The sequence below is a fragment of the Bacillus sp. FJAT-44742 genome (genome assembly GCF_002797315.1).
Taxonomy (GTDB): Bacteria; Bacillota; Bacilli; order Bacillales; family Marinococcaceae; genus Thalassorhabdus; species Thalassorhabdus alkalitolerans.
Window position 1 is genome coordinate 1,601,933 of record NZ_KZ454936.1, and the last position, 24,958, is coordinate 1,626,890.

Here is a 24,958-nt window from a genome sequence, read left to right on the forward strand (position 1 = left end):
GTCCTTGAATATGTTTATTTAATAAACTTTGGTCGAGGAATATAAAAGCTGCAGGTAAGGTAAGTAACACGAATGATTTCAAATGATGGTTAAAGAATAATAGAAGAAAAGGGCGGTAAAATGAGACAGAGTATGAGAAAGTGATTTATTATAATAGGAATCTTGTCGATTTCATTCTTGTCACTATTTTTTGTTACTCCTCTTTTCAGTTACAGCGGTTATCTACAAACAAAGAATGAGTGTATAGAAAATAATAAAACGATAGAGGTAGACCAGGTAGGGTTGTTGTATTTTAGGCGGTCTATCACTTGTCAGGAAAAGTAGAGAGCGGAGGAATTGAAAAAACCCCTCTTACATGAGCGGTTCGTATGTAAGAGGGGGGAGTACAATCTATTAATAGTCAGCAATCATTCTAGCATTCTAGTTAAGGTCAAAACGATCGGCATTCATCATCTTAACCCAGACATCGATAAAGTCCTTCACAAACTTCTCTTTGTTGTCGTCTTGCGCATATACTTCTGCAACGGCACGCAGAATAGAGTTGGAACCAAATGCGAGGTCCACTCTTGAAGCAGTCCGAACAACCTCACCTGTTTTGCGGTCACGGCCTTCATAAATGAGGCTGTCTACAGGCTTCCACTCAATTCCCATGTCCAGAAGGTTCACAAAGAAGTCATTCGTAAGTGTTCCGACACGGTCGGTAAAGACGCCATGCTTTGTGCCGCCGTAATTAGTTCCTAACACACGCATCCCGCCGACAAGGACCGTCATTTCTGGAGCTGACAAGTCTAACAGCTGTGCCTTGTCTACTAAGAGTTCTTCTGGGCTGACACTATACTCTTTCTTCTGGTAGTTTCTGAATCCATCCGCGAAAGGCTCTAGCACTTCAAAGTTCTCTACATCTGTCTGCTCTTGGGTAGCATCGCCTCGTCCTGGTGTAAACGGAACGATCACGTCAACTCCTGCATCCCTTGCCGCTTTTTCCACTGCCGCCGTTCCGCCTAATACAATCAAATCGGCGAGGCTGACATTCTTATCAAGCTGGCTTTGCAGGCCTTCTAACACGTTCAGCACTTTAGAAAGCTTTTCAGGTTCATTAACTTCCCAGTCCTTTTGAGGGGAAAGGCGAATACGTGCTCCATTCGCACCACCACGCATATCAGACCCGCGGAAGGTACTTGCTGAAGCCCAAGCTGTAGTGACAAGTTCGCTCACTGTAAGGTCAGTTTCAAGGATTTTCTTTTTGAGTTCTTCAATTTCTGCCTCTGTTAACTTGTAGTCTACAGCTGGAACAGGGTCCTGCCAGATAAATTCTTCATCTGGAACTTCCGGGCCAAGATAACGGTCACGAGGACCCATGTCACGGTGAAGAAGCTTGAACCATGCACGCGCGAATGCATCAGCAAACTCATCCGGATTTTCATGGAAACGGCGGGAAATCTTTTCATAATCTGGATCCATTCGCATGGCCATATCCGCTGTGGTCATCATAGTAGGGACACGTTTGGAAGAATCTGCTGCATCTGGAGCCATATGTTCCTCATCCTGGTCAACAGGCTTCCACTGATGAGCACCTGCCGGACTCTTTGTCAGCTCCCATTCATATCCGAATAAGAGATCAAAATAGCTGTTATCCCATGTTGTCGGGGTTGGTGTCCATGCCCCTTCGATTCCGCTTGTGATGGTATAAGGGCCATGACCAGTGCCATGTGTGCTCTTCCAGCCAAAGCCTTGCTCTTCAATAAGAGATCCCTCTGGTTCTGCACCTACAAGGTCAGCGTTTCCTGCACCGTGCGCCTTCCCAAACGTATGACCACCGGCTGTAAGGGCCACAGTTTCTTCATCATTCATTCCCATCCGTCCAAATGTTTCACGAATGTCCTGTGCACTTCTGACAGGATCCGGTTCCCCGTTTGGACCTTCAGGATTTACATAGATTAAGCCCATTTGTACGGCAGCCAGAGGATTCTCAAGCTCTCGATCGCCAGAATAACGGTTATCCCCAAGCCATTCTGTTTCAGGGCCCCAGTTGACATCCTCTTCCGGGTGCCAGATGTCTTCTCGACCGGCTCCAAAGCCAATAGTCTTGCCACCCATGGATTCAATTGCTACATTCCCAGCTAAAACAAGAAGATCAGCCCAAGAGATCTTGTTGCCATATTTCTGTTTTATAGGCCACAGCAGTCGACGGGCCTTATCAAGGTTACCGTTATCCGGCCAGCTGTTAAGAGGAGCAAAACGCTGAGAACCGCTGCCGCCGCCTCCGCGGCCATCTCCCATGCGGTAAGTACCGGCTGAGTGCCATGACATACGGATGAAGAATGGGCCGTAATGACCATAGTCGGCAGGCCACCAATCTTGACTGTCTGTCATGAGATTTAGAAGATCCTTTTTCAGAGCTTGATAGTCCAGCTTTTTAAACTCCTCTGCATAATCAAAATCTTCTCCCAGTGGGTTTGTCTTCGTATCATGCTGATGAAGAATGTTTAAATTCAGCTGATTTGGCCACCAGTCTTTGTTCGTCGTTCCGCTGGAGGAATTTCTCGTAGAACTTCCATGTGAAAACGGACATTTTTCGATGTTTTCATTGTCTTTCATTATAAACGTTTCCCCTCTCTATTTTGAATTTACAAAATGAACAATCTTCCTATTTATGAAACTATATTACGGAAGTAATATTCATTATTACATTATAATTATAATAAATTATTTCTTTAATTAAAAACAATACGCTTTAAAAATACTTAAAAATTACACAGGTAGGAAATAAACAGTTATTAAATGACTCCAGGAGGTATTTTTAGAGCAGAGGAGAGGGAAGGGAACAAGAAGATCTGTAAACATTTATAGAAAATATCATCCTTATGATATGGTGAAGTGATTAACTGTATGACCTATTGTATGGAGTCTTTCTTTCTACTTGAAAGAAGGAGAAAAGAAGAAGGAATTATTCGGACTTAAAAGGATAAGTGAGCAGAAATCAGTATCAATTTCTTTTCTATACCCCTCACATTCTTTGTAAAACTTATTCAAAAATTCACACTTCCTCTTAGTAAATTCACTAGGGAATGACATTGAGCCCACGACTCCTCAAAAAGAGAGTTCATTCAATATTTCTAAAACAAATCGAAGTCTTAAATAAATGCTTCGTAGTACGTAGTAAATGGTAAGGCATAAACCTTTTTCTAAAAGCATATAATCAATAAACGAAGAGTTCATCCATACGTGGTGAACTTTTTTAGTTATAGAAATAGTAAGGGCAATGTGAAAACAATGGTAATACCCTAACAAAGTGCAAAGTAGCTGTCATAATCGGTGGGTAGTCGGTATAAAAGAAAATGATAGTCCAAACTTTTAAGGATTATGATCCTTGCTATTACTAAGTAGGAGAGGACGAATTTACAAAACGTAATCATTACGATATAATAGGAATAAATATCGTAATGATTACGATTAAAATTCGAAATAACAGTAGTGTTCAAGTCATGAAGCCGAAATAATAGTAGGAACGCAAAAGAGAATCACTATAAAATCCCAAATAGCATGTGACTGCGTTCATAAATACAGATGGGCAGAAATACAAATAGAAAACAAGGAAGTAACGCGCACTACTTTTAATAAAAAAAGAAAGTGGTTTGGTATTAAATGGATAACCGATTGCATTTAAAAAATTTCTTTGAGTTGCATGTAAAAGAGAATAAAAGATATTGCTTCACTGTGAAAAACACCATTCATTTGATGGACAGCCAATTTATAATTAATGAAATTTTAGACAGTTCTCCAGAAGAGCTAGAAGATATTAAAAAGATAATTGAAGACAGAAAAATCGACGAAGAGAGTATCCATCAGTTTTTAAGCCACCTTGCAATCCTTTATTCGGTGGGAAATCAAAAAAAGAGCAGCTAAAAAATCACTTCATTTTATGCACTATAGAAATATGATGAAAGTACGCGAGTCAGGTGGCCACTCATTAAAGAGCATATGATCCCTCTGCATGCAGCTTCAGCGAACATTCTGGAAAATAGGGGTATAATAAAAAGGGAATCCATGCTATGGACTCCTTTTTTTTCTTTATCTTTTGCAAAGTTATTATATTAGTAAGATAAGCCATTGAAAAGAGGAGGATGATGAAAAGAAAATTTGCTTCTTTTTCCTGGTTATAGGGCCAAAAATACGAACTTGCTGAGCTATTAAATGGAAAAAACAAAGCGATATTTATTAGGCTATTAGGCAGTGCTGCAGAAAATCCGGCAGCAAAGACGGATCAAAGACTGATGTTTACCAAGAATTATCCTAACTTAAATTATGAGAAAGTCATTCTGGGATTTGAATTTGAAAATAACCATTCACGGTAGTTAACCCATAAGGAAATATGTGAATATGTGATGGAGTGATTTGGGCTTACAATAACAAAGACACCTTGATATATAACTGACAGGGATGGTTCTACATCGCCAGTAGAAGAAATGTTGCAATTCAATCATAATGAAGGGATGCCAAGGTGGAAGGTAACCGATAGTTAAATTAAATTTTATCTTGTTTACATAATATATATTATAGGAAGTTAAATTGAAGTTTATTTTCTTGTCTCAAAAAAGTAGTAATCTTAAGATAATGAGACAGAATTTAAAAATTTGTTTTAGTAAAGCTACTTTTTAAATAAAATTTTCCTTGTTTAAGTAACGATTTTTTATTTTTTAAAGATTTTTCACCGTTTTATCTTGAGGTTTTAACTTTTTTGTTATTATCGTGAATTTAGTTGCAGGCCTTTAAAGTATCGTTGACTTTTTCTAAATGGAGCCTCAGCTAAAACAGCTCTTTGTTATTCTGCTAACTTGATCTCAATAAATCTTATAATACAATTGTTTTAATTCTTGCTATTACTCTTTAAATCCTATCTTTGCATCCCCTCTTATTGTTGCGCATATAAGAAACATTCCTATTTAACTCTCTTACATGGTTTTAAATTTCTTCTTGTTCCATTGACCTCGCTTATCATAAAAGGATTACTCATTCTGAACTTTCTTTACCCACTCAGAATCTGGGGGTCACTCTAACTTTCAAAACGTTCACGGAGTCATCTGTAAGGCCATCCCTCTTCCATCTTCAAACGTACCACTTCACGCATTAAACCCTTTGTATATACTTTAAAGGTTTATTTTTTCCACAGAAAAATCCCCTCCAGGTAGACGATTAAGAACATAATATCATGCTCTCTTTTTTTCATGTCTAACTAAAGGGGATATATCAAACAGTTCAGTTCTCTTATTTACAAAACTGGTTAGTGATTTATTAGCAAACAGTGTCAGGGCACTGTTTGCATTGGTGAATAGTAGGAAAATGTGTCAGCCCCCTGCCATTCTTATTATCTTTGGGCTTGTGTCTATATACGCATTAATGCACCATTTGGCTTTGGTAAATCTTGTTCTGTTAACTGATTCATTTTACAAAAATGTTCAAAGAATTGTTGTGCCAGCTCTCGGTCTTTTGAGTTATCTTTTAACGCAACTATATCAAGCAAAATTTGTGCCATCAAAGTATTTTCAAAATAACGGTATTTACCTGTCTTCCATGTCATTTTATGGGGGGATTTTTCATTTACATAATATTTCCAGAAATACATTTGCTCCGATTCTTGTTCTGTAAGTAGGAGTTTGTATTTTGAATGAGCAGGAATATATCCATCTTCACAGAGCTTACCAATAAAATCTTCATTCACCATATAAACACCTAAAATACGTCTGTCTTTTTCACTGGAATCTACTGCTGTTAACAGGACAGCGCTATTTTGGTGCAAGCGGATAGGTTTGTTTGGGTTCCCTTTGTTATTACCGCTTTTTACTTCGCCTGCAAAAACCTTCCACTCTGACAAAGAACTTTTCTGTTCTTCTGTATCACACCAAAAAACCATTTGTGATTCGGAATGAAGTTTATGATTTTTCATAAGTTTATTATGTTCCAAGCGCAGTTCTTGATTTTTTCGTTGTAATTTTCTTTCCTCTTCCTTCTTCCATTCTTCCTTCTTTCGTTCGTTTTCCTTTTTTTGTATAATATTTTCTAGTGAATCAGCATCAGTTTTATCATGCAGTTTTAGGTGCTTGCCAAATACATCAGGGAAAACGAACTTTTTATTTTCCGATGCGAAATCTATTTCTATAATAGTGTCATTATGTTTAACGATACTACCCATACCAAAATGCTTGTGGGTAACTTTCTTATTGATTAGATTCATTATTCAAGTCCTCCTTGTAGACACGTATCCATAATTTTATTTGCAGAAAAATACAGCGAAATTCAGAATACGATTGAAAAAACAATAACAAAACTATTATAACATTTTCTTGAAAAAATCTCAAATTTATTATTGACAACATATTTTATCATAAGTTAAAATAAAGTTTTGCACTACCCATACCCTTAAGATAGCAATAAAGAAGGCCTCCAAAAGGGCGCAAAATCTGTACATCCGCAAAAGAAATCGATAATAAATAATTCCTACAGAATTCCATGAGTATCTGAAAAGTGTTTTATCTTACAAACAATAAATAGTCCAAAATAAAAAGGAAGAGGCTGTCTCATAAGTCTCTTCATTTTTATTTTAGTGCCTGTATATTAAGTTAATTGCTGGATAGCAACTTTCTTATTTGGACTGCTTCACACTAAGCACGGTGACTGTACCTAGGATGACCACCATTCCAACAAGTTGAATGGTAGTCAAATGATCTCCAAGAAGTAGAAAGCCAAATAATGAAGCTGTCACCGGCTCTACCATGGCGACCATCGAAGCAGTTGTGGGAGCAGTCCACCGTATACCAATCACATAGAATATAAATGAAATTCCAGCCCCTACGATCCCTAATAGAAGAAACCATCCTATATCACTTGATGTCATCACACTAGCTGCTTCCTCATTGTCCGCAAAAAGAAAAAGGAGGAGACAAAACGAAAAAAAGGCAATGGTTAAGGTGGTCTGCGGCTTTCCGATAGAAGAAGCATTTTTAAACCCGAATATAAACAATGCATAAGAAAGGCCAGCAGCAAGCCCAGCTGCCACTCCTAAAAAACTTACTGAAATTGAGTCAGTGTTGTAGGCGCCTGTAAGCAGGATAATCCCCAGAAGTATCCCGAAAATGCATCCCCATTTAAACCAAGATGAACGTTCTATTCGTAATAAAAAGGAGATTAAAAGGACAAAAACAGGTGCGGTATACATTAAGGTAACGGCAACAGCAATGCTTGAGGCTTGGATACTGAGAGCATAAAAAGTAAAATTTCCAGCAACACCAATACCTGCCAATAGGGACCATATGTAAAAACGAGTAGAGTAGATCCAATTTCGTTTAAAGCGAAAGAGAAACCACACAAAAAAACATATAAAACCAACAGCCCCTCGGTAAAGGGATATCACAATAGGATCCCAGCCCTTGGTCATTAGGATATCTGCAATTCCTCCACTAATGCCCCAGCAAATAGCGGCTAGCATAACTAAGCCTACACCTGCAAATCTCATAGTGTGCCTCCATAAGATAAGTATACGCTATTAGAAACCCAACGTGATCTTCAGAACGTGAATTTAAGGACCAAACTATCCTCTTTACAGTCCTAATCTAACATATGTTTTTTAATAGCATTAATGATAATTCCTTTAATGTCTCGCAGCTAAACCTAAATCACCTCCCATGCAATATGAAAGAATCGGTATATTTTATAAGAGAAAATGAAACAACAACAGGTATTCTCTAAGTTAAATTGAATCGTGTATTATAAGAAGTAAGAGGTATAACAATCTATGCAAAATAAACGTTACGGTAAAGGGATAAGGGTAAAAGATGAGGTCCATATTACTGAGGGCCTCAAATTTAACTCCATTTCGAGTTTTCAACAATTGAAGAGCGTTAGTTGAAAAGTATTTTTTGTAATTACTTAATTGTATAATGGTTTTATTGTCCTTAAGTCTTCTATTAATTGCCTTATTTCCTTTTTTGTTAAATATACTGGCATTTGGTCATATAGTGTTAAAACTTGTCTGTCACTTTCATTTTGGTGTTTACACAAATACTCATAAAGTGTATTAAATTGATTTATCCTAAGTGTTGATTGGGTTGCAAAATATTTGATCTCTTGCAACGTAAATTCATTCATTTTTTCATCAAACTCACCTGCAATTATGTTACCTTGTATCTTCAAATCTCCACCCCCGTATTTAACTTTTACCTCACAAGTTTGTTTTACAATAATACTTTTCCCAAAATTTACTCCTTTATCATTAATATAAAAAACCTGAATAACCGACGCTTTTATAACGCCGACTATCCAGGTTTTTGTTCAATACAAATGTAGTTTGTTAAAGAAATTCACACTTAAAGGTTTGCATCTGGTCCTTCATCTTTTACAACAACCAGTATTTTACCTTCATCAAGTTCTTCCTCGAGTTCATTTGCTTCTGTTTCATCAATGCCCATTTCTTGCATTTTTGCTCTCAGTTCATCACCTTTTTTTCTAAAAAGGTTTTTCACAGTAGTATCTAATCCAGTCTCCGTAGTGCCAACTGTATTTGCATCCGTTTCATCTGCAAGCTGATTAGTATGCTGTTTATCATGGGAAAGAACATAGATATTGTTTTCATTTATTCCCTGGCTTTTTAATGATTCTACTTTTTCCATAACTTCTTCGTCTGTGCGTAGCAATGTGTGTGTACTCAAATAAATCGCCTCCTTGAAGTTAATTCGTTTCAGAAATAGATTTACCCCGTTGGTAGAAGGTTAAAACTAACTTGAACATTACAAATAAGTAACAGCAAAATAAACCACCCAAAGAGTAAGAAGTACAGCAATACTCCCTTCCCCTAGCGTTGAGCCTGTTTTAGTAAAAAAAGGAAAACGAACTGGAAATTTAATTGGAAAAAATAAATGAACTCCTCGAGAAGTCATCATATCAAGAAGCAAATGACTTGCTATCCCAACTAACAGACCTGTTTGAACTGCAATCCCCCACTCCCCTTCTATTGACTGAGTAAAGAAATAAATAATAAATAAAAACAGAAAGCTGTGTGTAAATGTCCGGTGTCCAAACGTTTTGCTAATAATGGTGGCAATCAGGGGCAGCCTTCTCCCTATCCAGGACCTCGGACTGCATATATCAGGTAATAATCCTCCTGCAATGCTGCTAGCCAAATAAACACCACCTGCTGTTGCAATATCAGTAAAAGATAATGGACTGATTGTATAATAGGCAGAGGCAGCTGCTGTCGCTCCTATTAAGTGTGTTCCTAATCTCATATATGTACCATCCTTGTATAAGTTAACATAATTATATTATGGTAAATTCTATAATGTTGGGTAGAATGAAAAAAGACCGCTTCTTGAGCGATCTTCTTTCTCATTTAAGATTGCCAGGCATTGCTGTATTACTCTTGTTCTTCTGTCTTTAAGTGGCTAGTATATTTCCAGGCTTCATGAACGTCTCCGTTCTTTTTTGTATCCACGACATAAGAGCCGTTGCTGTACCTGTCAGTGTTTCTTAAAATGCTGGTTTCTATATGTGTAACTTCTTCATTTTCAGTTTGCACTGCAATTACATCGTTTGTTTCAAACTTTTCTAATCCTACCACTTGATGGGGCTTAGATTTTAACTCTCGTAACATGACAAGGCCCCGTTTTGCCCGCGTAGAGGTTTCGAACTCCTGGATAGGCATCTTCTTCATGGACCCTCTTTGCGTAATAAGTCCAATTACTGCCTGTTCCTTTTTTGACGGATCAAATGTTAATCCGTTAATTACTTCATCTCCATCTTTCAGGTTTATTCCTTTGACCCCGGCAGCACGCTGTCCAACTAAACTAATTTCTGATTCATGGAAACGAAGTCCGTAACCAAGTTTTGTTCCTATAAAGACTTCTTCGTTTCCATTGGTCATTTCTACGTTCACGACTTCATCATTTTCTTTCACCTTAACTGCAACAAGGGCCTTGGAGTATCTCTGGGCCTGATATGCCTGCAGGCTTGTTTTCTTGGCCATTCCGTTTTTTGTAAAGAATAATAAATTGCTGTCTTCTGTAAATTCTTTCACAGCTATTGCTTTAAGCAATTCATCTTCCCGGTCAAGCTGGACAATATTGCCGACATGCTGGCCGTTATCTTTCCAGCGAATATCAGGTAATTCATGAATCGGCATATACAAATAATGCCCCTTCTTTGTAAATAGTAAAAGGGTGTCTGTAGTGTTTAATTCATTAAAGTAAATAAGATCGTCTGTTTCCTTCATTCCAGGGCGTTCATTTTTAGAGGAAGAATAGGATCTGAGACTTGTGCGCTTTACGTACCCTTCCTTTGTTACTGAGACGATGACATCTTCTGAAGGGACCATAACTTCTAAGTCGATTTTTAACTCCTGGATTTTCTCTTCTATGACCGTTCTCCGTTCGTCTCCATAGGTCTTTTTGATCTTCTTTAAATCTTTCTTTATGACAGCAAAAAGATTCTTTTCACTGGATAGAATCTTTTCGAGCTTTTCAATTTCTTTAGCAAGCTCATTTGATTCGCTTTCTAAGGTTGTAATATCCGTGTTCGTTAAACGATAAAGCTGGAGCGTCACAATTGCTTCTGCTTGTGGTTCTGAAAATTCAAAGCGGCTGATAAGGTTGTTTTTTGCGTCTTTTTTATCCTTAGAGCTTCGGATGGTTTCGATTACTTCATCGAGAATGGAAATAGCTTTCTTTAATCCTTCTACGATATGCTGTCTTTCTTTTGCTTTCCGCAGATCATGTCTGGATCTGTTTGTAACTACTTCTTTTTGATGAGTGATATAAGAGTGAAGTAGCTGTTTAAGGCCAAGAAGCTGAGGTGTCCTGTTATGAATAGCGACCATATTAAAATTATAAGTAACCTGTAGATCAGTGTTTTTGTACAAGTAGTTTAAAATACCCTCAGCGTCTGCTTCTTTTTTCACTTCAATAACAATTCGAAGTCCTGTCCGGTCGGTATCATCACGGACTTCAGCTATTCCTTCCACTTTCTTATCAAATCGAAGCTCATCCATTTTCTTTACAAGATTTGCTTTCACGACCTCATAAGGAACTTCGGTAATGACAATTTGCTGCTTTCCGCCGCGAATATCCTCAATATCTGTTTTAGCCCGGACAACCACTTTCCCTTTACCTGTTTCGTAGGCTTTTCTAATTCCATCTACCCCTTGCACAATACCTCCAGTAGGAAAATCAGGCCCACGTAAAACAGTCATTAAGTCTTGCACTGTGCAATCCGGATCATCGATCTGCATGATTGCAGCATCTATAACTTCGTTTAGATTATGTGGTGGAATGTCTGTGGCATACCCAGACGAGATTCCCGTTGAGCCATTTACAAGCAAATTAGGATACATAGCTGGTAGGACTACCGGCTCTTCCTGTGTGTCATCGAAATTTGGAATGAATTCTACAGTCTCTTTCTCGATATCCTGCAAAAGCTCCTTGGCAATAGAAGATAATCTGGCTTCCGTATAACGCATAGCTGCCGGTGGATCACCATCAATGGAACCATTATTCCCATGCATTTCAATTAAAAGATTACGCACTTTCCACTCTTGGCTCATTCTTACCATAGCCTCATAAACAGAACTATCACCATGAGGATGATAGTTCCCGATTACGTTCCCTACGGTTTTTGCTGCTTTTCTGAAAGGCTTATCCGACGTATTGCCATCTTTAAGCATGGCATATAATATCCGGCGCTGAACGGGCTTAAGCCCGTCTCTGGCGTCGGGAAGAGCTCGTTCTTGGATAATATATTTGCTGTAACGTCCAAAGCGGTCTCCTAGCACATCTTCTAGTGGAAGGTCTAAATATTTTTCTGTTTCTCCCAAGGTTACTCCTCCTCTACGACAAATAAGTTCTCATTTTCTAAGATGCTGTCATCCTCTTCCATACCAAATTCTACATGGGATTCAATCCACTTTCTTCGTGGTTCTACTTTATCTCCCATCAAGGTGGATACCCGTTTATCTGCTCTGGCAAGGTCATCTACTGTCACTCGAATAAGGGTTCGTGACTCTGGGTTCATCGTAGTTTCCCAAAGCTGTGTTGCGTCCATTTCGCCAAGCCCCTTATAACGCTGGATCGTATAACCTCTGCCAATCTTTTTTATCGCACTTTGAAGACCGTCTTCATCCCAGGCATATTCAACTTTTTCCTTTTTTCCCGTCCCTTTGCTTACTTTATATAAAGGAGGCAGTGCAATGTAAACTTTTCCAGCCTCAACGAGTGGAGTCATATACCGATAGAAGAATGTTAGAAGGAGTACTTGGATATGAGCTCCGTCAGTGTCGGCGTCAGTCATGATAACAACTTTTTCATAATTGCTGTCTTCTATAGCAAATTCTGTCCCTACCCCTGCACCGATTGCATAAATAATGGTACGGATCTCTTCATTTTTCATTATGTCCTCAAGCTTTGCCTTCTCTGTATTGATCACTTTCCCCCTTAGCGGCAGGACTGCCTGGAATTTCCGGTCTCTGCCTTGCTTCGCTGAGCCTCCGGCAGAATCCCCCTCTACCAGATACAGTTCATTCTTAGCTGCATTCTTTGATTGTGCTGGGGTGAGCTTTCCGCTTAAGAGCACATCTTTCTTTCTGCTTTTCTTTCCGCTCCTGGCTTCTTCTCTTGCCTTTTTGGCAGCTTCCCGAGCTTGAGCGGCTTTAATAGCTTTCTTGATTAGCATCGAGCTTGTTTCAGGGTTTTCTTCAAAAAAGTAAGTTAACTTTTCGGAAACAATCGCATCTACTGCAGATCGTGCTTCCGGAGTACCTAACTTTCCTTTTGTCTGTCCTTCAAACTGGAGCTTTTCTTCAGGTACACGGATAGATATCACGGCAGTAAATCCTTCCCGGATATCAGACCCATCAAGATTCTTATCTTTTTCTTTCAGGAAATTCATTTTCCGCCCATATTCGTTAATAGCTCTTGTCATAGCTGTTTTGGCGCCAGACTCATGTGTGCCTCCATCCTTTGTTCGAACATTATTTACAAAGGAAAGAATGTTTTCGGTATATCCATCGTTAAACTGAAATGCAAATTCTATATCAATGTCTTGATTGGCCCCATCAAAAAACACAACAGGATGCAGTGATTCCTTGTCCTCATTTAAATAATCCACAAAAGCTTGAATCCCTGTATCATAAGAAAAAGAATCCGATTGTTCTTTTCCTTCTCTTTTATCAACAAGCTGTATGGTTACTCCATTTAATAAAAAGGCAGCTTCACGAAGTCTTTCTGCCAGCACCTCATAGTTAAACGTAGTGGTTCCAAACATAACAGGATCAGGCTTAAATTGAATAACCGTTCCAGTCTTTTTTGTTTTGCCTGTCTTTTCTAAGGTTGTGACCGCTTTCCCGCCATTCGCAAATTCCTGCTTAAATATGGTGCCGTCCCGATGAATTGTGACGGTCAACCATTCTGAAAGAGCATTAACAACAGAAGCTCCAACCCCATGAAGCCCGCCGGAAGTCGCATAGCCTCCCTGGCCAAACTTTCCGCCGGCATGGAGCACCGTAAAGATGACTTCAGGCGTTGGTTTACCCATTTTATGCATTCCTGTCGGCATCCCCCGGCCCTCATCCCGGACAGTAATGCTGTTATCTTTATTTATAATTACTTCTATTTGATCGCCAAAGCCCCCAAGAGCTTCATCGACAGCGTTATCAACAATTTCGAAAACCAGATGGTGAAGCCCCCGGCTGTCAGTACTTCCTATATACATTCCAGGTCTTTTTCTAACAGCTTCCAACCCTTCTAGTACTTGTATGGCATCATCGTTATAATCAAAAGCTTGTTTCGGTGCCAATTGTTTAATCCCCTTTCTGCATGAAACACTTTCCATCTCTCACTATAACATATCACAAGAGAACATACGTTTCTATCTCTTTACGTAAGTAACTATACAATATTCCTTATTTTATACCATTTTCCCCGATTTCCATAATTCTTTATAAAAAATATGAAATATTACTTGTGAAAACTCCACTTACTTGGGTACTAGGTATAGGATCTCTTTTACCATTTTACATGTATTTCGGCAAAAGATTACTAAAGTGGTGATTTTATAATAATTAGGGAGGGATTCAAATGGACGATGAAAGCACGATGAATGACCATGCGTGATTTCATTATAAAATGAAAGCTTGGTTGCCAGCAGTGTAGTGGGGGGGGGGCACTTTTAGGCGGTTTGCTGGGAGGCCAGTTTTGGGGCATGCAGGATACAGCCCAGGAAACTGATACACAAACCAATGATGATCAAGCGCATGATCACGCTCCGGCCAATGACTATACAGAAGCAAGAATGTTATTTAAACGTCAGGAAGACTTTCATGTGATGAGTGCAGCGGCTGAAAGAATTTTTCCGGAAGATGACCGTGGCCCTGGCGCAATTACATTAGGAGTACCTTATTATATTGACAAACAATTAGCCGGCTCATACGGACGGAACCCAAGGGAGTACATGCCGGGCCCTTTTGCTAAAGGTGTTGTAACCCAGGGCTTTCAAAGCGGGATACACCGTCAGAACATTTTCCTGCAGGGCATCAGCAGAATGCAAAGCATAAGCCGAAACAACTTCAACGAGGCTTTTTGGATTTAGAGGAAGAACAGCAAATCAACATACTTAAATAGACTTCTCTTTTTTCCCTTGAACACCGGTACTTAAAGAGAAGCCTTAGCTTTTTTATCGTGTAATGGCATGCTCTACTTTAATGCAGCGATCCATGACTACTTTCATACCTGCTTCTTTTGCTATTTGGTAGGCTTCATCGTTTTCCAAACCAAGCTGTGCCCAAAATACGTCTGCATCTATGCTTGCTGCTTCTCTGGCTACTTCAGGTAAGTGTTCACTACGTCTAAATACATTAACAATATCGATATGACCATCGATATCTTCTAAAGAATTGACTGCCTTCACACCTAGAACTTCTTCTGCGTTAGGGTTCACGGGTATAATCTCATATCCTTCTTCCTGCATGACTTTACTTACTTCATAAGAAGTTTTTTCAGGTTTCTCGGATAATCCTACAACCGCTATGCGTTTAGCATGATCGAAAATTTCTTTAATTTCTTCTTTTGTTGGTTGCTCATAAGCCATTAATATATTCCTCCTTCTTAATATTTCCAATAAGTACTCTTTGTCTGTTTTCCCTTTTTATTTATTAATTAATCAAGTTTTGAATATATATATTACGGTATGTGAAATTTTGGAAATAATAACATAAACGATGAAATGAAACACAACCTAACAAAATTAGATGATTGTTAAAACAAGACCTGATAGTAAAGTAAGGCTGAAGACCCATCAGGGTAATAGTCCAATTTAGATTACATGTAGAAAAATCCGAGTAATACATAAAGGGGCTGCCTCAAAACTCTTACTTTTGAAATCACCCCTTTTGGATAGGCACGGTGTGTATTATCTTTATATGAAAACTATTCTATTTTTGTCACGATAATATGATAAAACCTCCACGAAATTCTGTAGTCCCTTAAAACCTACTTTTATCTCAGCGTGAAAATGGATAAGGTTTCATAAACTAACTTCCTTACGCAAAGATTTAATACTTGCCTGCAACATATTATATTACCTTTATAACATGATTCCCGATTGGCCTGCCTACCGGAGACCTTCTTCATTTTCGATTAGGAAATGGACTCCTGCATATAACCTTGATTGAGCGATATTATTTATTTTATAATAGCAACTATTTAAAAAGTAATAAGGAGTACTCACCTGAAAATAAGAAAAGGCACTCACCTATGATGGCAAGTCCCTTCTCTATTAGCAGGATTGGTCCAAGATCCTTCATTAATTATCTTAAAACTTGCCTGCATTGATTGGCAATCGAACGGATACCAGCGTACCGCCTTCCGGGTGATTTTCAATATCCAGACAACCCTGGTGTTCTTTAATAATGGTTTTACATATCGATAAACCAAGACCTGTCCCTTCCTCTTTTGTAGAGAAAAATGGATCACCAATTTTATTTACCAAAGAAAGGGGGATTCCCCTGCCGTTATCTTTTACAAAGACGGTAACCCAGTTGTTATCGGCAGTAAGTTCTATATCTACTTTTCCATTCTCATCGATTGCTTCAATGGCGTTCTTAAAAATATTAAGAAAAACCTGTTTCATTTGAGATGGGTCTAAATATATGGAGGGTGATTCAGTTCCTGCCAGTAAGTTAAATTCAATATTGTGCAGGTGGAATTCACTTTCCATGAAATACATTGTCTGCCGCAGCAATTCATAAGGAGAGATTTTTTCTTTTTTCGGTGCACTAGGCTGTGTTGTAAGCAAAAAGTCACTGACCAGCTTGTTCAAGCGGTTAAGCTCCTCAATTACTATTTCATGATAATGAGCCATTTCCTTGTTGTCGGCAAACAACAGCTCAATAAATCCTTTAATTGTCTGCATAGGGTTACGAATTTCATGAGCCAGACCTGCTGCCAACTTCCCAACCATCGCCTGCTTGTCTAAAAGCTTCATTTTGTCCTCAATAACTGGCAGAGTAACCTGCTGCTCTTGAGAGATCACCGAGGATAATACGTTAGCAAGCCTTTTTACACTCTCAATTTCTTTTTCTGTAAAATCATATGGTTCCGTGTCACTTGCACAGAGCGTGCCAAACAGCTCACCATTCTCCAAAATAATCGGAACCCCTAAATAAGAAGCCAGCGAAATGCTTTCTAGGTCTTCTTTAACATGGGCTGCCCGCTCGTCAGTTTGTATATTATTTATGATAAGTGGTTCCCGACCACTACAAGAAATAATATGTCATAAGGATTTTTCAAGAGGCAGAACCATTCCTTGAGAAATACTGCAGCTCTGGTTTGTACTTGTATGAAGCACCCGGAGAACTGAAAAGTCACTTTCTAATGATCCTATAAAAAAGGTCTTCGTATCCACTAATTCGCTTGCTATTTGCAAGATATCTGTCATCACTGAATTTTTAACATCTATGCTCATAAAGAGCTAACCCCCATAGCAATTATTCATTTTAACTAAAAGTTTTCCAAACCTTTAACATCTATTTTATACTATAGCACTAAACAAAAAAATCTTTATACTTACATATTTTATTTTCTAGCTTTTATTAATTCAATGGTCTTTTTTTCCTTCTACATGAAAAGGCTGACCCTATTGGTCAGCCTTACTTGTTAGGAGTTATCTTCTTCTTCCATTTCCTCTTCTTCATCTAGGTCAATGTCTAGATCATCATCTACTTCTTGATCTGTATCATCTAATTCAGCATCTACATCTGGTCTGCAATGCTTTCATCTTCTTCATACTTGTAGTAGCTGTCTTACCGACTGAATGACGGACTGGATCATTAGAATTTATACAGTTCTTTATATTTATCTGTTAGATAAGATAATAAATGATCTGGATTAATTCCTTCTCCAGTTGTATCTTTTAGAATTTCTACGGGTTTCTTCAACGAACCATGCTGATGGACATGCTTTGTCATCCAGTCTTTGATCGGAGAAAGCTCACCTTCACGAAGAAGGTTATCAAAGTCAGGAAGATCACGATCTAACGACTTCTTCAGCTGGGCTGCATAAATGTAACCAAGAGCATAGGAAGGGAAATAACCAAACGCTCCAAAAGACCAATGAACGTCCTGCAAGACTCCTACTCCGTCATGGGGAGGAGTCACGCCAAGAAACTCCTGCATTTTGTCATTCCAGATGGCAGGAAGATCTTTGACTTGAATATCTCCGGTAATTAAACCTTTTTCAATTTCATATCGAAGAATAATATGAAGAGCATACGTCATCTCATCGGCTTCAATTCGAATTAAAGAAGGCTTTGCTTCATTGATCGCTTTGTAGAAAGCATCAATGCTCACATTGTCGAATTGACCATTTGAGTATGACTTAAGCAAATCGTAATTGTTTTCCCAAAAAGCATAATTCCTGCCTACAAAATTTTCGTAAAACAAAGACTGAGATTCATGAATACCCATAGAGGTCCCGTCACTTAAGACTGTACCTTCAAGATCAGTTGATATATTTTGCTCATAAAGAGCATGGCCGCCTTCATGGATGGTACCAAACACAGCTGTTCTGAAGTCTTTTTCATCGTACTTCGTTGTCACTCTGACATCATTGGTGTTAAGGCCAATGGCAAACGGATGTACTGTTTCATCTAAACGACCTGCTTGAAAGTCATAGTTCATTTTTTTAAGTATTTCAAGACTGAATGCCCGCTGCTTTTCTTTTGGAAAATGCTCAAATAAAAACCCTGTTTTCGGTTTGTTTTCGGACTCTTTTACCCCCTTGACTAAAGGGATCAGACCCTCTCTAACCTTACCAAATACATCATCCAGAATATCCACGGTTACGCCAGGTTCATAGTCATCTAATAACGTATTATATGGATGACCTTCATAGCCCCAGTAATTAACAAACTTTCGCTTGAATTCGACTAGCTTTTCTAGATTGGGACGGAAGGTTTCAAAATCAGCTTCTCCTTTAGCCTGTTCCCACTGTGCTTCTGATTTAGATTTTAAAATGTTATATTCTCTATACTCCTCTTCTGGAACCTTTTTAAAGCGGTCATATTCTTTCTTAAGCTCCTCTGCTGATTTCCTTGTAATTTCTGAGACTTGCGACCTGCCCTCTTCACTTAGAACAGCTTCTAAATGCTGGCCCATTTCATTTGAGGTTGTAAGTTTAAATACCTCTGTAGATAAATAGCCGAGAGCCTCTGATCTTTGATTGATCCCTTTTTTAGGGGCACCAGTTCTGGCATCCCAATTCATTAAGCCAATTGCTTGACGATAAGCTGTCATTTTCCTCATCAGCTCATGAAGCTGCTGTTCACTTTGTTTTACGTCAGACATTCATAAAACCCCTTCTTGTTATGTAGTAAAAGCATTTGTTTCGACTATAGAAATGTAACGTTTATTATAGTGGATATTATATGTCATGTTAAGCAAAACCATTTGTATCTTTTGATGTTTTCTTTGACTCGTGTTATAAACGTAAAGAAGGAGGCATCTCTATGGACTTTACAATTTCTTCTGAAGCTGCCAAACATTACAAAAAAGAAATGGAATTAAAAGAGGGAGATGCTGTCAGGCTGTTTGTAAGAGTAGGAGGAGTGGGTTCAGGAGGATTTTCCATTGGTGTAGCAAAAGATATACCATCTCCAGGATCCTTTCAGGTAACCAAGGAAGGAATTACGTTCTTTGTCACTGAAGAAGACCAATGGTATGTCGATGGCATGACCATTTCCTATGAACCTGGCATTGACTATTTCCATTTCGAAAACCCAAAAATAAAAGATGTAATTAACCCTGAGTAAGGCACAGCAGCCAAACTCAGGGTTCTTTATGTCTCTGTATGTGAAGGCGGGACTCTTCATTTCATTAGTAATATCAAAAGATTAGAAGGATTCTCCCTCTCTTTCCACAATTAAGGATGTACCCTGGCCACCGCCAATACACAGGGTTGCTAAGCCTGTCCTGGCGTTCCGCCGTTTCATTTCATATAGTAAGGTTGTCAGCACGCGTGCACCTGAAGCACCAATCGGATGGCCGAGAGCGATCGCTCCACCGTTTACATTTACTTTCTCTTTATTCAGTCCTAAATCTTTCACCACTGCCAGCGACTGAGCCGCAAATGCCTCATTAGCTTCTATAAGGTCCAGATCATCAACCTTAAGTCCTGCTCGCTTTAACGCCTGTTCAGAAGCAGGTACAGGACCATAGCCCATGATTTTAGGATCCAGGGCAGCGCTTCCATAAGATTTAATTGTGGCTAACGGTACCACTCCCAGCTCTTCGGCTTTTTCCTTTGCCATAACAATGAGCATAGCCGCTCCGTCGTTAATCCCCGATGCATTTCCGGCTGTCACTGTTCCTTCTTTTTTAAAGGCCGGCTTAAGTTTAGCGAGCTTTTCTATCGTCATACCAGGTTTAGGAAATTCATCTTTGTCAATAACCAAAGGGGCTCCTTTTCTTTGCGGAACAGAAACCGGTGTGATTTCCTCAGCAAATAACCCTTCCTGTTGAGCTCTCTCTGCCCTTCTTTGGCTCTCAAGGGCAAATTCATCCTGCTCTTCTCGGGTAAAGCTCCACTGCTCAGCAATATTTTCCGCAGTAATTCCCATGTGGATGCCATGAAATTTATCCATCAGCCCGTCATTAAGCATGGTATCTATCATTTTTGCATCCCCCATCCGCTGGCCCCAACGGGCAGAAGGAACGACATACGGAGCATTGCTCATACTTTCTACTCCACCGGCAAGCACGACGTCAGCATCCCCTAACGAAATAAACTGGGCAGCCATGCTTACCGTACGCAAACCTGAACCGCATAATTTATTAATAGTTACAGCAGGCGTAGTATCAGGCAGGCCAGAATATATTCCAACCTGACGGGCAACGTTTTGACCAAGACCTGCGGATAAAATGTTCCCAACTAAAACCTCATCAATGTCTGATGGTTGTATTCCCGCTCTCTCAATCGCGCTCTTAGCAGCTGCCACACCCAAATCTACTGCATTGACGGAAGATAAGCTTCCCCCATAGCTGCCAATCGGTGTTCGTGCAGCACTTGCAATCACTACTTCTCTCATTAGTAGATTCCTCCCCCAAGTAGTATAATCGTTCTCAGCGAATCTTTTCTTTAACACCAGATTTCTATCATTTTTCGATATTCGCTTCCATTACTCCTCTATTTTTGCTTGAGAAGAAACCCATGAACGCATCACTTTCCTGTTACTTGCAGAATGATCATCAAGCTAAGAATAAGTGAACTGTATGATACGTTAGTCTAGTGTTGTTTTTCATAAAGAGGCTGGAAACGGATCTTACCCTCGGTGATTCTTTCTGCCCCCGGGTCTCTGAGGGGGGCGGAAACGTGTAGTTTCAGAGAAAAATCCTTTAAATAACGAGATTCATTTTACATATGTATCTATACTCTTTGACAAAGCTTCCTCTTCTTCAAACATGGTACGGTATAGATCCCTTTTACCTTTAATGTACGAATGTCTCCTTGTTCATCAAAAAAGCGCGAAGAACATCTCCGCGCCTAACAAATATATTTTATTTCTTTTTCGCTTCTTTAAGCTGATGGTCGATATTTTCAAGCAATTCTTCGGAAACCTCTAGAAAATGAGAATCTACCCCTGTCTGGTGAGTAAAGGCTTGTTGATATTGTTGTTTGGCAAACCTGACTGCATTGGACGCAGCTTCGAGCTGATCTTCATCGAGACTCTCGGTGGCATGACCCACTGCACGTTCCGCTGCCTTAATCGACATTTTCACTTGCATTAAATCATTATATTGATTTTCGTCATATGATCGAGTCAATGAGAAGCCCCCTTCGCAAGTAAAAGAATATACCTACAGCATATCCAGAGAGCTCATCATTTATTCCAACGAATCAAAACGAATTCCTTAAACAGTTGCATGCTAAATGGTACAATGGAAGAAGATAAATGACAAAGGAATGATTATTTGTGGGTATCCCAAAACCACTTGTGCAGACAAACCAAGCGTTTATTGTTATCACAGTTCTTCTTTCTCTTATTTTTTCAATATGGATTCTTTTTCTCCCGTTCATAAACGGAATGGTTAGTTTGATTGCAAATTCAAACCCCGTCATCAGGCTGGGCAGAAATTTTTTAAAGAAAAAGCCGAGCCAGTATGTGTTGGAGGACCCTGAGCAGCAGCGTTTTAACCAATGGATTGCCACAATCTGCTTAGGATTATCTCTGCTTTTGTATTTTCTCGGTTTCCCTGCCATCAGCATCGCATTTTCTGTTATGGTTCTTCTGGCAGCAGGCATCGCTTTAACGGGCTATTGTATCGGATGCACAATAAGATACCGTTACATGATGTGGAAATATAAAAGACAGCAGACATAACACCGATCGGAAACCTATCATTTTCATCCAACTCGTTATCGGCAGCCGCTCAAAAGCGACTGCCGATAATTTTGTACCCTGTTCTACTCTATTGGCCATATCCCTTTAGAAGTTGTCCCAAAAAAAGGCTGTTGAGCAAATTCTCAACAGCCTTTTCATATCATGCGTGTTATCGCCTTGGCGGCTTTGGTCCCCAATACTGATAGTATTGGGTTTTAATATTTCCGTTATAAAGCTTTCTTCGCTTCGTGGCATTTTTTCCGTATAAATTTTCAAAGCCTTCATGGGAAGTAATGACATATATAGACCACGTTTCAAGAGCAGAAAAAGTCCTGCCCATATCCTTATACATCTCTTCTACCGCTTTCTTTTCCCCTAGCCGTTCACCATACGGCGGATTACAGATGAGCGTGCCGTACTCCTTCTTTGAGGTAAAATCCTTTACCTGCATCTGCTTGTACTGAATCAATCCATGAAGACCTGCCTCCATCGTATTATCCTTTGCCAGCTCAATCATTTTAGGGTCTAAGTCACTTCCCTGGATATCCAAAGGCTGGTCATAATTCGCAAGATCCTCAGCTTCTTCTCTTGCTTTTTCCCAATTTTCCTTGCCAACCCATTCCCAGCTTTCAGCGGCAAACTCTCTGTTAAACCCAGGGGCTATATTTTGGCCGATCAGTGCCGCTTCAATAGGTAAAGTGCCAGACCCGCAGAAAGGATCAGCAAAAGGTTTGTCCGGGGTCCAATGGGTAAGCTTGATTAAGCCTGCAGCCAGTGTTTCTTTAAGTGGTGCTTTACTGTGTAATGGTCTATATCCCCGGCGGTGCAGCCCCTCTCCAGAGCTGTCGATTGTCAGCACAGCTGTATCTTTATGAAGAGCAACTTCAATGCGGAAAAACGGGCCATCTTCTTTAAACCAGCTTGTTTTATAAGTTTCCTTCAAGCGCTCAACGACTGCCTTTTTTACGATCGACTGACAATCTGGAACACTATAGAGCTTTGATTTCACCGAACGACCGATTACGGGAAACTCGGCATTTTCAGGAAGAAACTGTTCCCATGGCACACTTTTGGTTCCTTGGAATAATTCTTCAAAGGAAGTGGCTTTGAACTCAGCTAGCTGGACTTTGACGCGATCAGCTGTACGAAGCCATAAATTTGCACGACATAGAGCGAGGGGATCAGCCGTAAAAGTCACCTTTCCGTTCTCAACTTCAACATTTTCATAACCTAGGTCTTTCACTTCTTGGGCGACCAGAGCTTCCAGTCCCATTGTTGCTGTAGCGACTAATGTAATCTTGTTCATATTATTTCTCCTTACACGACTCAAATTAACTAGACTCTTACTATACATGGTTCTCTTTAGCACATCCAGTCAAACTTTACCATAAACAAAGGGAAAGGGAAAATGATCATGCAATACTGTTTTGTTTCTTTTTAAGAACATGTACATCATTTCCATTTATTTCCTTTTATGACAGATTTCAATGTGGCTGCTGTTTGAAAGATAATAAAAAAGAGTATTGGAAATCCTGCCACTGTAGCCATTTGTTTTACTGCTTCAATGCCTGTGATTTCCCCGCCAGTACCTGCTGTGATTGTTAAAAGAGCCAAAGTCCCAAGGAGGACTCCCCAGTACACTTTCATTGTGGCAGGAGGTTCAGGGTGGTCAATGGAATAGCCTTTGGTTGTAAGAGATGAAACAGTAGTTGTTAAAGAGTCCGCAAGTGTTGTAAAGGAAATAAAGATAGAAACCAGCATAAGAATACTAATGATTACTGTGAAAGGAAGGGATTCCAAGAATACAAATAAGGATAGTTCAAGCCCTCCTTCTTCATTTGAAATCATTTCCCAAAGCTGTCCTTCTCCCTGCCAATCATAAAAAATGGACGCTCCTCCAAATACCCAAAACCAAAGCATACCAAATCCTGCAGGCAGCAAAAGATTAAACAGCACAAATTCTCTTATGGTTCTTCCATAGGCAAGCCTTGCAAGAAACATACCGATAATTGGAGCATAAGCCAACCAGATGGACCAATGAAAAATCGGCCACCACCTCGGCCATTCTGAACCTTCCATCGGGCTTGTCCATAAAAATCGTTCTGGAAGCCCGCTTAAAAAAGCTCCGGTGCCCTGAACACCCAAATTCAGAATAAAGGTCGTGGGTCCCGCTACAAAAACAAAAATGAGCAAGAACAAAAAGACTTTGGCATTTTGGTCTGCCAGGAACCGTATCCCTTTTTTCAGTCCTGTATAACTTGAAATAATATAGGCAGCTGTTATGACAACAATCAGGATGCTCCACAGCAATACCCCTGTCTGAATGCCAAAAATATATTCCATTCCGCTTCCTATCTGAAGAACTCCTTCACCAAGAACTGCGGCCATTCCGCCTGCAATTCCAAAGATACACAAAATATCTACAATCGTCCCTCCTGTGCCCAGGGCTTTTTTACCTAGAAAGGGATAAAGGGTGGCACTGATTGTATAAGGAAGCTTAAGATTGTAATGGCTGTAGGCGACTGCAATTCCTGCTATGACATACACAGAGTACGGTGCTAGTGTCCAATGGGCAAGATTGGAAGCTATCGAAAAAACAGCCGCTTCTTCAGTGAAAGGCTCGATTCCCAGCACTTGTGGAGGGTCACTGAAATGTGTGATCGGCTCGGCAAGCCCCCAAAATAAAATCCCTACCCCAATACCAGCTGTTAGAGAAATTGCAAACCACTGCCATTTGGTAATAAACGGGTCTGCCTCTTTTCCGCCAAATCTGATATTTCCATATTTTGAAAACCCAAGGTATAAACAAATAAATATTAATAGAAACACCGTCAGATTAAACAGCCAGCCAAAATGAATAAAGGCAAAATCTACAATAATTGTCTGCCATTCATAAAAGGAAGAAGGCCTCAATGCGCCAAGAATTACAGTAAAAACAAGGATAATTGAGGTGGGAAGAAAAACAGGCCAATGTATTTTATTTTTCATTATTGTTCTCTCCTATGTAAATATCTATCAAGGTACATATCTTACTCTGAAGCAGTTAAGC

General features: G+C 39.5%; 20 protein-coding genes. 4 read left to right on the forward strand and 16 right to left on the reverse strand.

The features are described from left to right. Window positions 1-420 precede the first annotated feature (420 nt). The gene (gene katG, locus CEF17_RS07940; RefSeq protein WP_100399063.1) at window positions 421-2,598 is read right to left on the reverse strand and encodes a catalase/peroxidase HPI; all 2,178 of its coding nucleotides are present in this window, start codon (window positions 2,596-2,598) and stop codon (window positions 421-423) included. Window positions 2,599-3,645: 1,047 nt separating this feature from the next. On the opposite strand from katG, the gene CEF17_RS07945 reads away from it, so the two are divergent. Further along, window positions 3,646-3,906: a hypothetical protein gene (locus CEF17_RS07945; protein ID WP_100399064.1), complete on the forward strand. Its 261-nt coding sequence runs from the start codon at window positions 3,646-3,648 to the stop codon at window positions 3,904-3,906. Between the two features lie 1,477 nt (window positions 3,907-5,383). Here CEF17_RS07945 and CEF17_RS07950 read toward each other — a convergent pair. The 7 genes from CEF17_RS07950 to parE form a co-directional block, all read right to left on the reverse strand. Next, a complete protein-coding gene (locus CEF17_RS07950; RefSeq protein WP_100399065.1) occupies window positions 5,384-6,232 on the reverse strand; it encodes a malate synthase in 849 nt (282 codons plus the stop codon). A 408-nt stretch (window positions 6,233-6,640) separates the two neighbouring features. Beyond that, a complete protein-coding gene (locus CEF17_RS07955) occupies window positions 6,641-7,510 on the reverse strand; it encodes a DMT family transporter (RefSeq protein WP_100399066.1) in 870 nt (289 codons plus the stop codon). A 413-nt stretch (window positions 7,511-7,923) separates the two neighbouring features. Continuing rightward, window positions 7,924-8,187: a hypothetical protein gene (locus CEF17_RS07960; protein ID WP_100399067.1), complete on the reverse strand. Its 264-nt coding sequence runs from the start codon at window positions 8,185-8,187 to the stop codon at window positions 7,924-7,926. 173 nt (window positions 8,188-8,360) lie between these two features. Continuing rightward, window positions 8,361-8,702 (reverse strand): YflT domain-containing protein, encoded by a 342-nt coding sequence (locus tag CEF17_RS07965; protein ID WP_269799449.1) that lies wholly within the window; start codon window positions 8,700-8,702, stop codon window positions 8,361-8,363. A 78-nt stretch (window positions 8,703-8,780) separates the two neighbouring features. Next, window positions 8,781-9,278 carry a metal-dependent hydrolase gene (locus tag CEF17_RS07970; RefSeq protein ID WP_100399068.1) on the reverse strand — a complete coding sequence of 166 codons (498 nt, stop codon included), beginning with the start codon at window positions 9,276-9,278 and terminating at the stop codon, window positions 8,781-8,783. A gap of 128 nt (window positions 9,279-9,406) precedes the next feature. After that, window positions 9,407-11,857: a DNA topoisomerase IV subunit A gene (gene parC / locus CEF17_RS07975; protein ID WP_100399069.1), complete on the reverse strand. Its 2,451-nt coding sequence runs from the start codon at window positions 11,855-11,857 to the stop codon at window positions 9,407-9,409. Window positions 11,858-11,859: 2 nt separating this feature from the next. Then, window positions 11,860-13,833, reverse strand: a complete 1,974-nt coding sequence (gene parE, locus CEF17_RS07980) for a DNA topoisomerase IV subunit B (protein ID WP_198508928.1) — start codon at window positions 13,831-13,833, stop codon at window positions 11,860-11,862. Window positions 13,834-14,238: 405 nt separating this feature from the next. Between parE and CEF17_RS07985 the strand changes: the two genes are divergently transcribed. Continuing rightward, entirely contained in the window at window positions 14,239-14,625 is a 387-nt protein-coding gene (locus CEF17_RS07985; protein WP_100399071.1) for a gluconate 2-dehydrogenase subunit 3 family protein, read from the forward strand. An 84-nt stretch (window positions 14,626-14,709) separates the two neighbouring features. Here the strand turns inward: CEF17_RS07985 and CEF17_RS07990 are convergent, their stop codons facing one another. The 4 genes from CEF17_RS07990 to CEF17_RS08005 all read right to left on the reverse strand — a co-directional run bounded on the left by CEF17_RS07990 (window position 14,710) and on the right by CEF17_RS08005 (window position 18,877). Further along, window positions 14,710-15,123, reverse strand: coding sequence for a CoA-binding protein (locus CEF17_RS07990; RefSeq protein ID WP_054637702.1), 414 nt, complete (start codon window positions 15,121-15,123; stop codon window positions 14,710-14,712). 723 nt (window positions 15,124-15,846) lie between these two features. Then, a complete protein-coding gene (locus CEF17_RS07995) occupies window positions 15,847-16,803 on the reverse strand; it encodes an ATP-binding protein (protein WP_332835314.1) in 957 nt (318 codons plus the stop codon). 3 nt (window positions 16,804-16,806) lie between these two features. Further along, window positions 16,807-16,998: a 3'-5' exonuclease family protein gene (locus tag CEF17_RS08000; RefSeq protein ID WP_100399073.1), complete on the reverse strand. Its 192-nt coding sequence runs from the start codon at window positions 16,996-16,998 to the stop codon at window positions 16,807-16,809. Between the two features lie 364 nt (window positions 16,999-17,362). After that, window positions 17,363-18,877: a carboxypeptidase M32 gene (locus CEF17_RS08005; protein ID WP_100399074.1), complete on the reverse strand. Its 1,515-nt coding sequence runs from the start codon at window positions 18,875-18,877 to the stop codon at window positions 17,363-17,365. A 161-nt stretch (window positions 18,878-19,038) separates the two neighbouring features. Here CEF17_RS08005 and CEF17_RS08010 point away from each other — a divergent pair, with 161 nt between their 5' ends. Next, window positions 19,039-19,341: an iron-sulfur cluster biosynthesis family protein gene (locus tag CEF17_RS08010; protein ID WP_100399075.1), complete on the forward strand. Its 303-nt coding sequence runs from the start codon at window positions 19,039-19,041 to the stop codon at window positions 19,339-19,341. An 81-nt stretch (window positions 19,342-19,422) separates the two neighbouring features. Here CEF17_RS08010 and CEF17_RS08015 read toward each other — a convergent pair whose 3' ends face one another. Further along, window positions 19,423-20,616, reverse strand: a complete 1,194-nt coding sequence (locus tag CEF17_RS08015) for an acetyl-CoA C-acetyltransferase (RefSeq protein ID WP_100399076.1) — start codon at window positions 20,614-20,616, stop codon at window positions 19,423-19,425. Window positions 20,617-21,085: 469 nt separating this feature from the next. Continuing rightward, on the reverse strand, window positions 21,086-21,352 hold the full coding sequence (locus tag CEF17_RS08020) for a DUF2564 family protein (protein WP_232725459.1): 267 nt from the start codon (window positions 21,350-21,352) through the stop codon (window positions 21,086-21,088). A 149-nt stretch (window positions 21,353-21,501) separates the two neighbouring features. On the opposite strand from CEF17_RS08020, the gene CEF17_RS08025 reads away from it, so the two are divergent. Then, entirely contained in the window at window positions 21,502-21,909 is a 408-nt protein-coding gene (locus tag CEF17_RS08025; RefSeq protein WP_100399077.1) for a DUF4395 domain-containing protein, read from the forward strand. Between the two features lie 169 nt (window positions 21,910-22,078). Here CEF17_RS08025 and CEF17_RS08030 read toward each other — a convergent pair whose 3' ends face one another. After that, window positions 22,079-23,215 (reverse strand): THUMP domain-containing class I SAM-dependent RNA methyltransferase, encoded by a 1,137-nt coding sequence (locus CEF17_RS08030; RefSeq protein WP_100399078.1) that lies wholly within the window; start codon window positions 23,213-23,215, stop codon window positions 22,079-22,081. Window positions 23,216-23,361: 146 nt separating this feature from the next. Further along, window positions 23,362-24,897 (reverse strand): BCCT family transporter, encoded by a 1,536-nt coding sequence (locus CEF17_RS08035; protein ID WP_100399079.1) that lies wholly within the window; start codon window positions 24,895-24,897, stop codon window positions 23,362-23,364. Window positions 24,898-24,958: the final 61 nt, after the last annotated feature.